We start from the raw sequence: 13014 nt of genomic DNA on the forward strand, positions 1-13014 counted from the left end.
TCTAAACCTTTGATAACCCTTGCCTTACACCGCAGCAGCACCGGAAACGATCTCTGTGAGCTCCTGGGTAATACTGGCCTGACGGGCCTTGTTGTATACCAGTTGCAGATCGTTAATCAGGTTGCCGGCGTTGTCAGTCGCGGCTTGCATGGCAACCATTCGGGCTGCCTGTTCACTTGCCAAGTTTTCTACCACACCCTGGTAGACCTGGGATTCGACGTAGCGAATCAGCAGGGTATCCAGCAGTTGCTTGGGATCCGGCTCATAGAGGTAGTCCCAGTGGTGCTTCTTGGCGAGCTTGCTGTCTTCTGTTACGGGCAAAGGCAGCAGTTGATCGACTTTTGGTTGCTGAACCATGGTGTTGACGAACTTGTTGTACACCAGATACAGCCTGTCAATCTCACCGTTGTCGTAAGCCTTCAGCATGACCTTCACTGAACCGATCAGGTCATTGACGCTCGGGTTGTCACCCAGTCCGGAGACGTGGGCTTTCACCTTGGCGCCGTGCCGTTCAAAGAAGTTGGAGGCCTTGTTACCGATCAATGCCAGGTCAACCTTGGCACCTTTCGCGCTCCATTGCTTCATATCATTGAGGGCAGCCTTGAACAGGTTGATGTTCAGACCACCACACAGGCCACGGTCGGTGGAGACGACGATGTAACCCACTCGCTTCACCTCACGTTCGATGAGGTAGGGGTGCTTGTATTCCAAGTTCCCCTGAGCGATATGGCCGATCACCTTGCGCATGGTTTCAGCGTACGGACGGCTGGCAGACATGCGTTCCTGCGCACGGCGCATCTTGCTCGCTGCCACCATTTCCATAGCGCTGGTGATCTTCTGAGTGTTCTTCACACTCCCGATCTTGTTACGTATCTCTTTTGCGCCGGCCATCTCTTCTCTCCATCAGGTGGCAGCTTGCGCTGCCACACACGCTTACCAGGTCTGGGTTGCCTTGAAGTCATCCAGCAACGCAGTCAGCTTGCCAACGATCGCGTCGTTGTAGTCGGCCTTGGCATTGATTTCAGCCATCAGCTCGGCATGCTGGGTATTGGCGTAAGAGAGCAGAGCGGCTTCGAAGTCGACGATCTTGCTCAGTTCGACATCGGCGAGATAACCCTTCTCGGCGGCGAACAGCACCAGGGATTGCTGGGCCACGCTCATCGGAGAGTACTGCTTCTGCTTCATCAGCTCGGTGACTTTCTGACCGTGATCCAGCTGCTTGCGAGTGGCATCGTCCAGGTCGGAAGAGAACTGGGCAAATGCCGCCAGTTCGCGGTACTGGGCCAGCGCGGTACGGATACCACCGGACAGCTTCTTGACGATCTTGGTCTGAGCAGCACCGCCCACACGGGATACGGAGATACCCGGGTCAACCGCCGGACGAATACCGGAGTTGAACAGCTGGGAGGTCAGGAAGATCTGGCCGTCGGTGATGGAGATCACGTTGGTCGGAACGAACGCAGAGACGTCACCGGCCTGGGTTTCGATGATCGGCAGGGCGGTCAGGGAACCGGTCTGGCCTTTCACGGCACCGTTGGTGAACTTCTCTACGTACTCGGCGTTGACGCGAGCAGCACGCTCCAGCAGACGGGAGTGCAGATAGAAGACGTCACCCGGGTAAGCTTCACGTCCAGGCGGACGGCGCAGCAGCAGGGAGATCTGGCGATAGGCAACGGCCTGCTTGGACAGGTCATCATAGATGATCAGTGCGTCTTCGCCGCGGTCACGGAAGTACTCGCCCATGGAGCAACCGGCGTAGGGAGCCAGGTACTGCAGAGCAGCCGCTTCGGAGGCAGAAGCCACGACCACGATGGTGTTGGCCAGGGCGCCGTGCTCTTCCAGCTTGCGCACCACGTTGGCGATGGTGGAGGCCTTCTGGCCGATCGCAACGTAGACGCACTTAATGCCGGAATCTTTCTGGTTGATGATGGTGTCGATGGCGATGGCGGTCTTACCAACCTGGCGGTCACCGATGATCAGCTCACGCTGGCCACGACCGATAGGGATCATGGCATCGATGGCTTTCAGACCGGTCTGGACTGGCTGGTCAACAGACTTACGCTCGATAACGCCCGGGGCGATCACTTCGATCGGCGAGAAGCCGTCGTTGTCTACCGGACCCTTACCGTCGATCGGCTGACCCAGGGTGTTGACCACCCGGCCCAACAGACCACGACCGACCGGCACTTCCAGAATGCGGCCGGTACCCTTTACCTTCATCCCTTCGGCCAGATCGGCATAGGGACCCATTACTACGGCACCAACGGAGTCACGCTCCAGGTTCAATGCCAGAGCGAAGCGGTTGCCCGGCAGCTCGATCATCTCACCCTGCATGGCATCGGCCAGACCGTGGATACGAATGATACCGTCGCTTACAGAAACGATGGTACCTTCGTTACGCGCTTCGCTTTTGACATCAAACTGCGCAATGCGCTGCTTGATCAGCTCGGCGATTTCAGTGGAATTCAGTTGCATGCTCTAATACCCCAATCAAGATTGCAGCGCATCGGCCATGCGATCCAGCTTACCGCGGACCGTGCCGTCGATAACGAGATCACCGGCCTTGATGAGCACCCCGGCCATCAAGGACGCATCTGTGCTGCAATTCAGCTTCACTTTGCGCGCGAGACGTTGTTCCAGAGAAGCCTGAATATTGGCTTTCTGCTGGTCGGTCAGTTCGATCGCCGAAATCACGTCAGCCTGAACTTCTTTGTCCAGTTCAGCCTTGAGCGCGACGAATTCGGCAACGACCGCCGGCAGCACACCCAAGCGACCATTCTCGGCCATCACCCGGATCAGGTTCTGACCGTGCTCGTTGAGCTGCTCACCGCAGACACCGACAAACAGCTTTGCCAGTTCTTCGGCAGCAACGGAGCCGTTTACCAGGCTGTGCATGGTCTCGTTTTCAGCCACCTGAGCGGCGAAATCGAGCATCTCCAGCCATTGGTCAACCGCCTTGTGCTCAACGGCAAACTCGAAAGCAGCCTTGGCGTAGGGGCGAGCGATTGTAGTCAGTTCAGACATAGCCCCGTTCCCGTTACAGTTCTGCTACCAGTTTGTCGACGATGTCGCTGTTGGCAGCCTGGTCGATTTGGCGTGCCAGGATCTTCTCTGCACCCGCGATGGCAAGAGCAGCAACCTGCTTGCGCAGTTCTTCTTTGGCACGATGACGTTCAGCTTCGATCTCTGCACGGCCCTGAGCCAGGATTTTCTCCCGCTCAGCTTGGGCTCCGACAGCAGCCTCATCAATGATCTGGGCCTTGCGTTTGTTGGCCTGATCGATGATTTCAGCAGCCTGAAGCTTGGCTTCTTTCAGCTGATCGGTGGCGTTGGCCTTGGCCAGCTCCAGATCTTTCTTGGCACGCTCTGCAGAAGAGAGGCCGTCAGCGATTTCTTTCTGACGGGCTTCGATGGCAGCCATCAGCGGCGGCCATACGTACTTCATGCAAAACACTACGAAGATGAAAAAAGCAACTGCTTGGCCGAGGAGGGTGGCGTTGATATTCACAGCCGATGTCCTCTTTAGTTAGTTAATGGGTTCTGCGTGAGTCGTAATGACTTAGGCAACCGCAAACATCACATACAGACCCAGACCAACGGCGATCATCGGGATCGCATCCACCAGACCCATCACGATGAAGAACTGGGTACGCAGAACAGGGATCAGGTCAGGTTGACGAGCGGCACCTTCCAGGAACTTGCCACCCAGGATACCGATACCGATGGAGGCGCCGATAGCCGCCAGACCCATCATCATTGCAGCAGCGATGTACAGCAGGTCCATGTTCAAGTTTTCCATGAGGATCTCCATTTATTTAGATGTAATTGATTGTATAAAAAAGGATTATTTGAGTTGCATCAACCATGGTCTTCCTGCGCCATCGACAGATAGACGATGGTCAGAACCATGAAGATAAACGCCTGCAAAGTGATGATCAGGATGTGGAAGATTGCCCAAGGCACGGACAGGATCCACTGTGACCACCAGGGTAACAAACCCGCAATCAGGATGAAGATCAGTTCGCCAGCATACATGTTGCCGAACAGTCGCAGACCCAATGAAACAGGCTTGGAAATCAACGTGACGGTTTCAAGGATGAAGTTAACCGGGATGGCAGCAGGGTGATTGAAAGGCTGAAGCGTCAGCTCCTTCACGAACCCGCTGATACCCTTGACCTTGATGCTGTAGTACAGGATCAAGAAGAACACGCCCAAAGCCATGGACATGGTGATGTTAACGTCAGCAGAGGGAACCACACGCAGATAGGGAACACCCATCAACTGTGCAGCGTGAGGGATAAAGTCAACGGGGATCAGGTCCATGAAGTTCATCAGGAAGATCCACACGAACACCGTCAGGGCCAAAGGTGCGATGACCTTGTTGCGACCATGAAAGATGTCCTTGACGTTACCATTCACAAACTCGACCAGCATCTCCACAAAGCACTGCAGCTTACCGGGCACACCGCTGGTGGCCTTGACGGCAACCTTGCGGAACAACCAGATAAACAGGGCGCCTAGCACGACGGAAAATATCATGGAATCGATATTCACCGTCCAGAACCCGGACCCTACCTGCAGGTGGGTCAGGTGGTGGGAGATATATCCCTGAGGAGTCAGGACTTCTCCGGTTGCAGACATGAGTTTTCCTAATAGTGGTTGTTAAGCGTGAATGAAACTATCCACTGTACAACGAGGGCGAGGATATAAGTGGCGAAGAACGAGGCGGTGTCGACCTCAATCCCGGCGCCAAACAGCAGGGCGAAAAGTCCTGTTGTAGTAATGAGCTTAATCCCTGCCCCACCATAAAAGTCCCGCAAAACCAGGCCTACGCTCTCTTTCGTCACCTTGCGGCGCAGAACCCAGAGCGTGAACAGGGCTTGAGGAACCCAGTACATCCCCCCTCCGTAGAGAGAGGATTGTCCGGCGAACTCTCCCGCCTGATAAAACCAGACGGTGGCGATCGCCAGGATCAGGACCAGCTGACAAACGAGCATAGCCAAGGCCAGCGTCAAACCTTCCAAGGCTATTTTCTGCTTCACCAACCTACCCCTGAACATTACAGAACTGTAAAAAATCGGGATCCGAAGACCCCAGGTTCACAGCTCGAAAAGCCGGTCAAATTATACCCGTGAAGACGGCTATTGCAACATGGCAAAAATCCTTAATTTTTGCGGCTTTCCGCGCGAAATTAAGGTTATGTTCATATCGAAAGTAATGGATGTTTTATTACTACAAAAAGCGTAAAAATCACGATTCTGACAGGCCAAAATAGCCCAATACCCGGTCCAAATCTGCCAAGTTATCGTAACTTATTACTAACTTGCCGCTATCTTTCTTGCCCGGCTGAAGTTGCACCTGATTGCCAATTTTTTCAGAAATCTGGCGCTCGAGATAACCAAACTGGGGATCACGGACGGGTTCAACCCTGGTTTTTGCCGGTTCCAGTGCTTTTTGCACCAGCCTCTCGGTATCTCGCACTGTCAGCCCCTTCTGGGCCACCAGTTTGGCCAGCTCTGACTGGGCCTGGCCGCTCAGGGCCAGCAGGGCACGGGCATGCCCCATGTCGAGGTCGCCGTGTTCCACGAAGCGCTTCACGTCCTCGTTGAGCTGGTTGAGACGCAGCAGGTTGGTGACCGTGGTGCGGGACTTGCCTACCGCCTCGGCAACCTGCTGGTGAGTCAGTTCGAACTCCGTCAGCAGGCGCTGGAGGGCGACGGCCTCCTCGATGGCGTTGAGATCTTCACGCTGGATGTTCTCGATGAGTGCGATGGCGACGGCCGCCTCGTCGGCGACATCCTTGACCAGGCAGGGCACCACTTCGAGACGGGCCAGCTGGGAGGCGCGCCAGCGGCGTTCACCAGCAATGATTTCGAAACGGTTTTCACCGATGGAGCGAACCACGATGGGCTGGATCACCCCTTGTGCACGGATGGAGTTGGCCAGCTCCTCCAGCGCATCCTGGGACATGTCCTTGCGCGGCTGGTATTTGCCGGACTGCAACCACTCCACCGGCAGCTTGCGCAGCTCGCCCTGATTGGTCGGGGCCATGGCCTGTTCGGTGCGCTGGTCGCTCATCACCTGTTTCTGGCGGGCGGCCGTGCTGGTGCTGAGCAGGGCGTCCAGCCCCTTGCCCAGCCCACGTTTCTTCGGCGTCATATGCTCTCTCGATCTGCGGTGAACGGCTGGGACTCCTGTTCCTGGCGGCGCAGGATCTCGCCAGCCAGGGCCAGATAGGCCTTGGCCCCCACCGATGATTTGTCATAGTGCATGGCTGGCGCGCCAAAGCTCGGCGCCTCCGCCAGTCTTACGTTGCGGGGAATGATGGTGCGATAGACCTTGTCCCCGAAATGCTGTTTCAGCTGATCGGACACATCATTGGCCAGCCGGTTGCGATGATCGAACATGGTGCGCAGCACCCCTTCGATCTTCAGCTCTGGATTGACCACGGCTGCCAGCTTGCTGATGGTGTCCACCAGGGCGGTCAGTCCTTCCAGCGCATAGTATTCGCACTGCATGGGCACCAGCACGGAGTCGGCGGCGGCCATGGCGTTCACCGTCAGCATGTTGAGAGAAGGCGGGCAGTCGATGAAGACGTAGTCGTACTTGTCCCTGACCGAGGCCAGGGCGTTGCGCAGGCGGATCTCGCGGGCAAAAAACTCCATCAGGCGGATTTCTGCCGCGGTCACGTCGGCATTGGCGGCAATCAGGTGATAGCCTCCCGAGGTTTCGGGGATGATCACCTCGCCGATGGGGGCATCTTCGATCAGCAGTTCATAGGCGGTGCGTTCGACATCGTACTTGTCGACGCCACTGCCCATGGTGGCATTGCCCTGCGGATCCAGATCGATCACCAGCACCTTGCGCCGGGTAGCGGCCATGGAGGCGGCCAGATTCACACAGGTGGTGGTTTTACCCACTCCACCCTTCTGGTTGGCTATGGCAATGACTTTTCCCACACTGTCCCCTAAATGAATGCGGCGGCCCTATTCGGGCTGGATGGCTTTAAACTCCAGCAGATGGCGTTCGCCTTCCAGTTCCGGCACCACCAGCTTGTGGGTGGCAACCAGACGAATGCTGTCAGGCAACTGTGCCAGCTCCTGCTCGGGGTATTGTCCCTTGAGCGCCAGGAAGCTGCCCTCGGGTGACGGCAGATGATGACACCAGCTCAGCATGTCCTCCAGGGAGGCGAAAGCCCGGCTCAGTACACCATCAAATCCGGTCTCGGGTTGATACTCCTCCACCCGGGATTTGACGGGGGTCACATTGGTCAACCCCAGCTCCAGGATCACCTGGCGGATGAAGTTGATCCGCTTGCCCAGGCTGTCGAGCAGCACGAACTGTTTGTCCGGATTGATGATGGCCAGCGGCAGTCCGGGCAGACCCGGACCCGTTCCCACATCGATGAAGCGTTCACCGTGCAGGTGAGGACTCACCACCAGGCTGTCGAGGATATGCTTGACCAGCATGGCGTCCGGATCTCGCACCGAGGTGAGATTGTAAGCCTTGTTCCACTTGTGCAGCAACTCGACCAACTGCACCAACTGGGTCTTCTGGGTTTCGGTGATAACAATTCCGGCCTGCATGAGCAGGCCGTTCAATCTTTGCAGCATGTTGTCCAACGGGGAATTCCTCAGGCGGTTTTACGCAGCAGGCCGTGTTTCTTCAGGTGCACCAGCAAGATGGAGATGGCGGCAGGGGTGATGCCGGAGATGCGGGACGCCTGACCAATGGTCTCTGGCTTGGCATCGTTGAGCTTGGCGATCACCTCGTTGGAGAGACCGTTCACATCGCGGTAGTTCATATCCAGCGGCAGCAGGGTGTTTTCGTTGCGCAGCTGTTTCTCCACCTCGTCGTGCTGACGCTCGATATAACCGGCGTACTTGATCTGGATCTCCACCTGATCCGCGGCAGCCGCATCGGTCAATGCAGGCCCCACACCCTCGATGGCCATCAGGGCATCGTAGGTCACCTCGGGGCGACGCAGCAGCTCTTCCAGGCTCTGCTCCCGGGTCAGGGGAGTGTTGACCAGGGCGTTGACGGCCTCCAGAGACGGATGCTGCGGGTGGATCCAGGTCGAGCGCATGCGCTGACGTTCCTGCTCCACCTGTTCCACCTTGGCATTGAACAGGCTCCAGCGATGATCATCCACCAGACCCAGCTCGCGGCCGATGGCGGTGAGGCGAAGATCCGCGTTGTCTTCCCGCAGCAGCAGGCGATATTCGGCACGGCTGGTGAACATGCGATAGGGTTCGCGGGTCCCCAGTGTGGAGAGATCGTCCATCATCACGCCCATGTAGGCCTGATCCCGGCGTGGGTGCCAGGCTTCCTTGCCCTGGGCGCGCAAGCCCGCGTTCAGACCGGCCATCAGGCCCTGGGCAGCGGCCTCTTCATAGCCGGTGGTGCCGTTGATCTGGCCGGCGAAGAAGAGGTTCTCGATGCACTTGCTCTCCATGTTGGCCTTGAGATCCCGCGGATCGAAGAAATCGTACTCGATGGCGTAGCCAGGGCGAGTGATATGGGCATTCTCGAAGCCACGGATCGACCGGACGATCTGCACCTGTACGTCGAACGGCAGGCTGGTGGAGATCCCGTTCGGGTAGAGTTCGTGGGTGGTCAGGCCTTCCGGTTCGACAAAGATCTGGTGCGCCGTCTTGTCGGCAAAGCGGGTGATCTTGTCCTCGATCGACGGGCAGTAGCGTGGGCCTATCCCCTCGATCACTCCGGCGTACATGGGGCTGCGATCCAGGTTGTTGCGGATCACCTCGTGGGTCTGCTCATTGGTATGGGTCACGTAGCAAGGCATCTGGCGGGGATGCTGGCTGGCGTTGCCGATGAAGGAGAAGACCGGGCGAGGATCATCACCATGTTGCTGCTGCATCACGGAAAAATCGACGGTGCGTGCATCGATGCGTGGTGGCGTGCCGGTTTTGAGGCGATCGATGCGCAGCGGCATTTCACGCAGGCGCTGGGCGAGGGCAATCGAGGGAGGATCCCCGGCGCGACCTCCTTTGTAGTTCTCCATGCCGATGTGGATCAGACCATTGAGGAAGGTGCCAACGGTCAGTACGACCGTCTTGCCGCTGATGCGGATCCCGCTCTGGGTAACGACCCCGGCGACGCGATCCCCGTCCATGACCAGATCGTCGCAGGCCTGCTGGAAGATCTTCAGGTTCGGGTAGTTCTCCAGTGTCTGACGCACCACAGCCTTGTACAGCAGGCGATCCGCCTGGGCACGGGTAGCCCGCACCGCAGGGCCCTTGGAGGAGTTGAGCGTGCGGAACTGGATCCCGCCGAGATCGATGGCCTGCGCCATGATCCCGCCAAGGGCGTCGACTTCCTTGACCAGGTGTCCCTTGCCGATCCCGCCGATCGCCGGATTGCAGGACATATGCCCCAGCGTATCTATGTTGTGGGTGAGCAACAGGGTATTGAGACCCATGCGGGCTGCCGCTGTTGCTGCTTCGGTTCCTGCATGACCGCCACCGACGACGATCACATCAAATTGTTCATGGTATTGCATTGGGGATCACCTTGATCTGCACGCCTGAAGATCTTTGTTTGCCTGGTCTGAAGGGCGGATCATTCTATCTGTTTAGCATCCGGAGGGGAACGTCTACTTCAGGATCAGTATGGATCAGGGATCGGTTAAATAGATCTTAAGGATCTTTAGATCGATCTTTTATTGGATCTTTTATTAGGATCCGCGACTTCTGTTGATAAGGCATTTTTGATCATAAAGATCATTCGGTTAAGGTCGATCGCTGCTTGTGGAAAAGCTTGGATCCAGAGGGGGCGAACGGGGGGATAACATGGGTTTTTATACACAGATACATGGTCGACAAGATCTAATACATGAATAACTATAGGTTTTGCAGAGCTTAGCACCTAAGTTATACACAATTATCCGAGCTCATGTGGGGAGCTCTCGGGAAAAACTTATCCGGATCCACCTGTTAATAACCTGGTGGATAGGGATCTGGGGATAACCAGGGAGATCGGGGGTCGTGACCGGATCTCCCTGGTCCTGATCAGCCGATCAAGGTCATCCAGTCGTGGATCCAGGTTTCTGCGGCATCTTCGGGGATCTCGTGCTGGGTCACGTCTATTTCCAGGAGATCCCCCAGTCGGCTGGCACCGCACCCGGCCAGCAGCCGATCCAGCGTCTTGCCGCCCTGGCAGAAGGTGTCATAGCTGCGATCCCCCAGGGCGATCACTCCGTACTTGAAGGCGGCGAGATCCGGCTGCTGTTCGGCAAGATCCCGGGCAAAGGGCTGCAGATTGTCGGGTACGTCCCCCGCTCCATGGGTGGAAGTGACCACCAGCACGATGGCTTCTGGCTCGGTCAGGATCCTGGCCAGGCTGGCGGGGTTGTGGATCTCCGCCTGGTGGCCCGCCTGTTCAAGCAGGCCGACCACATGATCTGCGACATATTCGGAGGCCCCCAGCATGGAGCCGACGACGAGGTTGAGTTTGGCCATGGAATGGATCCTGATGTCATCGAAAAAGTGAAGAGGGGGGATCTTACCGCCAAAGCATGTGGATAAATATGGATAAAGCTTGGGGATAAGGATCCTGTCCACTTTTTTGCAGCCAAAACCGGTCTCGTGGCCGTCGTGGCGCCTTCTTTCCGCCTGTTGCGACCTCATCGCACCTTTCGTTGTCAAACGACACTTCAAAACATTAATTAACAATGCAGATGCAAATGATTAGCAATTATTGAATCGATTCGATCACGGCACCTGTAGTAGCATGGCGCTGCTTTATTCGCCTGAGGCGCCGGGCTGACCGGTCCAATTGGGCACCCATAATAAGAAATCAAACATAACTTATTGATATTTGAGACACTTATATGATTGCGCAAAAAAATACCCCGAATGCCGTGATGCGAAAGAGAGGCGCACAGCTGCTGCCGCTCTCCTGTCTGCTGGCGTCCCTGCCCGTGTTGGCGGCGGAACAGGCGGATAAAGAGTTGCCCAAGGCGGGCGAAACCATGGTCGTTACCGGGACCGCCATGAAGGTCGAGGTCCCCATGGCAGAGACCCCCCGTGCCGTCTCCGTGGTCAATCGCGAAGAGCTGGACCAGCACGCCGTACTCAAGCTAGACGAGTCCCTGCGCTATCGCTCCGGCGTCCTGTCCCAGTCCTATGGTTCGGACACGGATGCTGACTGGTTCAAGGTGCGCGGCTTCGATGCGGCTTCTTACCTGGATGGCAACCGCCTGTTCAGCACCGGTTACTATGTCTGGACCCCGGAGCCCTTCGGCCTTGAGAGCGTGGAAGTGCTCAAAGGCCCGGCCTCCATTCTGTATGGCGAAGCCCCTCCCGGAGGCGTCATCAACGCCATCAGCAAGCGTCCGACCGCGACCCCGCAGGGACTGGTGAACCTGCAACTGGGCAACCGGGATCTGCGCCAGGTCGGGGTGGATGTCTCCGACACCCTTACCGACAACAGCCGTTATCGTCTGGTGGCCCTCTACAACGAGCGGGACGGCGTGCTGGATGGCACCTACAACGAGCGCGCCTATCTGGCGCCGAGCGTGACCCTGGATATTTCGGATCGCACCACGCTGACGCTGCTTTCCAGCTTCAAGCACGATGAAGGGGTGCCGACCAACGGCTTCTTCCCGGTTTACGGCACCCTGAATACCTCCGGCGGCCAGATCGATCCCTCCACCAACCTGAGCCAGCCGGATTACGATCGCAATCGCAATACCCAGATCTCCGCCGGGTACGAGCTGGCCCACCAGCTCAACCAGACCTGGGAGTTCAAGCAGAACGTTCGCTTCAACTACAACGATCTGCTGCTGCGCCAGACCTATATCTTCCCGACCTATGAAGGCACCACCGCCTACCGCGGCCTGGTCTACCGGGATGGGGATACCAAGAGCGCTACCATGGACAACCAGATGGTGGGCTACTGGAACACCGACAGCACGGAGCAGACCCTGCTGCTGGGGGTGGATCTGCAGCGCCATGTCAATGAAGGCCAGGAAGCCGACAACTATGGCATGGGCGCCATCAACACCATGAACCCGGATTACAGCGGTTTCCCCGGTTTTGATGAATCCACCGCGACCCACCAGAAGAGCACCAAGGGCCAGAGCGGCCTCTATGCCCAGCACCAGATCCGCTGGGATGATCGCTGGCTGCTGACCGCGGGCGGTCGTTTCGATTACGTGGAAACCCACAACATCAGCGAAGCCAAGAGCAAGAACGAGAAACAGTACGACGACAACCTCTCTCTCTCCGGCAGCCTGATGTACCTGGCCGACAACGGTCTCTCCCCTTACTTCGCCTATGCGGAATCCTTCGAAGTGCTGCCGGGGATAGACCCCAACACCGGCAATTCCTACAAGCCGCTGGAAGGCAAGCTCTACGAGACCGGGATCAAGTACGCACCCAGCTTCCTCGATGGCTACATCAACCTGGCGCTGTTCGATCTGGAGCAGACCAACTCCCTGGTCTCTACCGGCTCCGGCCAGCAGACCCAGGCCGGTGAAGTGACCTCCCAGGGGGTCGAGCTGGAAGGGAGCGTGCAGGCCACCGAGGCGTTGCGCCTGACCGCTGCCTATACCTATACCGATGCCAAGACCAACGACACCGGCAACGGCGATCGTCGTGCGAGCCTGATCCCGCGCCACCAGGCCTCCTTCTGGGGCAACTATAAGGTGCAGCAGGGCCCGGTATCCGGTCTTGAGCTGGGTTCCGGCGTGCGCTATGTGGGTTCCAGCGTCGGCATCGGCGCGGTGAATGCGGACTACACCCCCATCTATGGTTCCGCCAAGGTACCGGCACACACTGTATGGGATGCGATGATCGGGTATGACTTTGCCAAGAACTGGCGTGCCCAGATCAACGTCAACAACCTGCTGAACGACACCTATGTGGCGAGCTGCGACTACTACTGCTACTACGGCGAGCCGCGCAGCATAGTCGGCACCGTCAACTACCGCTGGTAAGCGACAGGCCGGGCGGGGGCGAAGGCTCCCGCCCTCCTTCCATTCATCTACAG

13 protein-coding genes are annotated in these 13014 nt (G+C 57.5%); 1 reads left to right on the plus strand and 12 read right to left on the minus strand.

Annotation, left to right across the window (positions count from 1 at the left end):
• Positions 1-24 precede the first annotated feature (24 nt).
• The 12 genes from atpG to mioC all read right to left on the minus strand — a co-directional run bounded on the left by atpG (position 25) and on the right by mioC (position 10481).
• Complete coding sequence (gene atpG, locus I6L32_RS07005; protein ID WP_010672261.1) at positions 25-891, minus strand: F0F1 ATP synthase subunit gamma; 867 nt, start codon at positions 889-891, stop codon at positions 25-27.
• Positions 892-933: 42 nt separating this feature from the next.
• The gene (gene atpA / locus I6L32_RS07010) at positions 934-2475 is read right to left on the minus strand and encodes a F0F1 ATP synthase subunit alpha (RefSeq protein WP_010672262.1); all 1542 of its coding nucleotides are present in this window, start codon (positions 2473-2475) and stop codon (positions 934-936) included.
• Between the two features lie 15 nt (positions 2476-2490).
• Entirely contained in the window at positions 2491-3024 is a 534-nt protein-coding gene (gene atpH, locus I6L32_RS07015; protein WP_010672263.1) for a F0F1 ATP synthase subunit delta, read from the minus strand.
• Between the two features lie 13 nt (positions 3025-3037).
• On the minus strand, positions 3038-3508 hold the full coding sequence (gene atpF / locus I6L32_RS07020; RefSeq protein WP_010672264.1) for a F0F1 ATP synthase subunit B: 471 nt from the start codon (positions 3506-3508) through the stop codon (positions 3038-3040).
• Between the two features lie 51 nt (positions 3509-3559).
• Positions 3560-3799, minus strand: coding sequence for a F0F1 ATP synthase subunit C (gene atpE, locus I6L32_RS07025; RefSeq protein WP_010672265.1), 240 nt, complete (start codon positions 3797-3799; stop codon positions 3560-3562).
• Between the two features lie 59 nt (positions 3800-3858).
• Positions 3859-4641, minus strand: a complete 783-nt coding sequence (atpB, locus tag I6L32_RS07030; protein WP_010672266.1) for a F0F1 ATP synthase subunit A — start codon at positions 4639-4641, stop codon at positions 3859-3861.
• 8 nt (positions 4642-4649) lie between these two features.
• Positions 4650-5060, minus strand: a complete 411-nt coding sequence (locus I6L32_RS07035; RefSeq protein WP_010672267.1) for an ATP synthase subunit I — start codon at positions 5058-5060, stop codon at positions 4650-4652.
• A gap of 190 nt (positions 5061-5250) precedes the next feature.
• A complete protein-coding gene (locus tag I6L32_RS07040) occupies positions 5251-6159 on the minus strand; it encodes a ParB/RepB/Spo0J family partition protein (protein ID WP_151027526.1) in 909 nt (302 codons plus the stop codon).
• Positions 6156-6959: a ParA family protein gene (locus tag I6L32_RS07045; RefSeq protein ID WP_042016124.1), complete on the minus strand. Its 804-nt coding sequence runs from the start codon at positions 6957-6959 to the stop codon at positions 6156-6158. The genes I6L32_RS07040 and I6L32_RS07045 overlap by 4 nt, the downstream gene beginning before the upstream one ends.
• Positions 6960-6986: 27 nt before the next feature.
• Complete coding sequence (gene rsmG / locus I6L32_RS07050) at positions 6987-7613, minus strand: 16S rRNA (guanine(527)-N(7))-methyltransferase RsmG (RefSeq protein WP_010672270.1); 627 nt, start codon at positions 7611-7613, stop codon at positions 6987-6989.
• A gap of 20 nt (positions 7614-7633) precedes the next feature.
• Positions 7634-9523, minus strand: coding sequence for a tRNA uridine-5-carboxymethylaminomethyl(34) synthesis enzyme MnmG (gene mnmG / locus I6L32_RS07055; protein WP_010672271.1), 1890 nt, complete (start codon positions 9521-9523; stop codon positions 7634-7636).
• Positions 9524-10031: 508 nt separating this feature from the next.
• Positions 10032-10481 (minus strand): FMN-binding protein MioC, encoded by a 450-nt coding sequence (gene mioC, locus I6L32_RS07060; protein WP_039040628.1) that lies wholly within the window; start codon positions 10479-10481, stop codon positions 10032-10034.
• 371 nt (positions 10482-10852) lie between these two features.
• Here mioC and I6L32_RS07065 point away from each other — a divergent pair, with 371 nt between their 5' ends.
• Entirely contained in the window at positions 10853-12961 is a 2109-nt protein-coding gene (locus I6L32_RS07065) for a TonB-dependent siderophore receptor (protein WP_216944867.1), read from the plus strand.
• Positions 12962-13014 lie beyond the last annotated feature (53 nt).

Origin of the sequence: Aeromonas sp. FDAARGOS 1402 (assembly GCF_019046925.1) — a bacterium.
Taxonomy (GTDB): Bacteria; Pseudomonadota; Gammaproteobacteria; order Enterobacterales; family Aeromonadaceae; genus Aeromonas; species Aeromonas caviae.

Coding starts and splice junctions, on each gene's coding strand:
- atpG (WP_010672261.1), bottom strand. CDS start 891: ATGGCCGGCGCAAAAGAGATACGTAACAAGATCGGGAGTGTGAAGAAC.
- atpA (WP_010672262.1), bottom strand. CDS start 2,475: ATGCAACTGAATTCCACTGAAATCGCCGAGCTGATCAAGCAGCGCATT.
- atpH (WP_010672263.1), bottom strand. CDS start 3,024: ATGTCTGAACTGACTACAATCGCTCGCCCCTACGCCAAGGCTGCTTTC.
- atpE (WP_010672265.1), bottom strand. CDS start 3,799: ATGGAAAACTTGAACATGGACCTGCTGTACATCGCTGCTGCAATGATG.
- atpB (WP_010672266.1), bottom strand. CDS start 4,641: ATGTCTGCAACCGGAGAAGTCCTGACTCCTCAGGGATATATCTCCCAC.
- I6L32_RS07035 (WP_010672267.1), bottom strand. CDS start 5,060: ATGTTCAGGGGTAGGTTGGTGAAGCAGAAAATAGCCTTGGAAGGTTTG.
- I6L32_RS07040 (WP_151027526.1), bottom strand. CDS start 6,159: ATGACGCCGAAGAAACGTGGGCTGGGCAAGGGGCTGGACGCCCTGCTC.
- rsmG (WP_010672270.1), bottom strand. CDS start 7,613: ATGCTGCAAAGATTGAACGGCCTGCTCATGCAGGCCGGAATTGTTATC.
- mnmG (WP_010672271.1), bottom strand. CDS start 9,523: ATGCAATACCATGAACAATTTGATGTGATCGTCGTCGGTGGCGGTCAT.
- mioC (WP_039040628.1), bottom strand. CDS start 10,481: ATGGCCAAACTCAACCTCGTCGTCGGCTCCATGCTGGGGGCCTCCGAA.
- I6L32_RS07065 (WP_216944867.1), top strand. CDS start 10,853: ATGATTGCGCAAAAAAATACCCCGAATGCCGTGATGCGAAAGAGAGGC.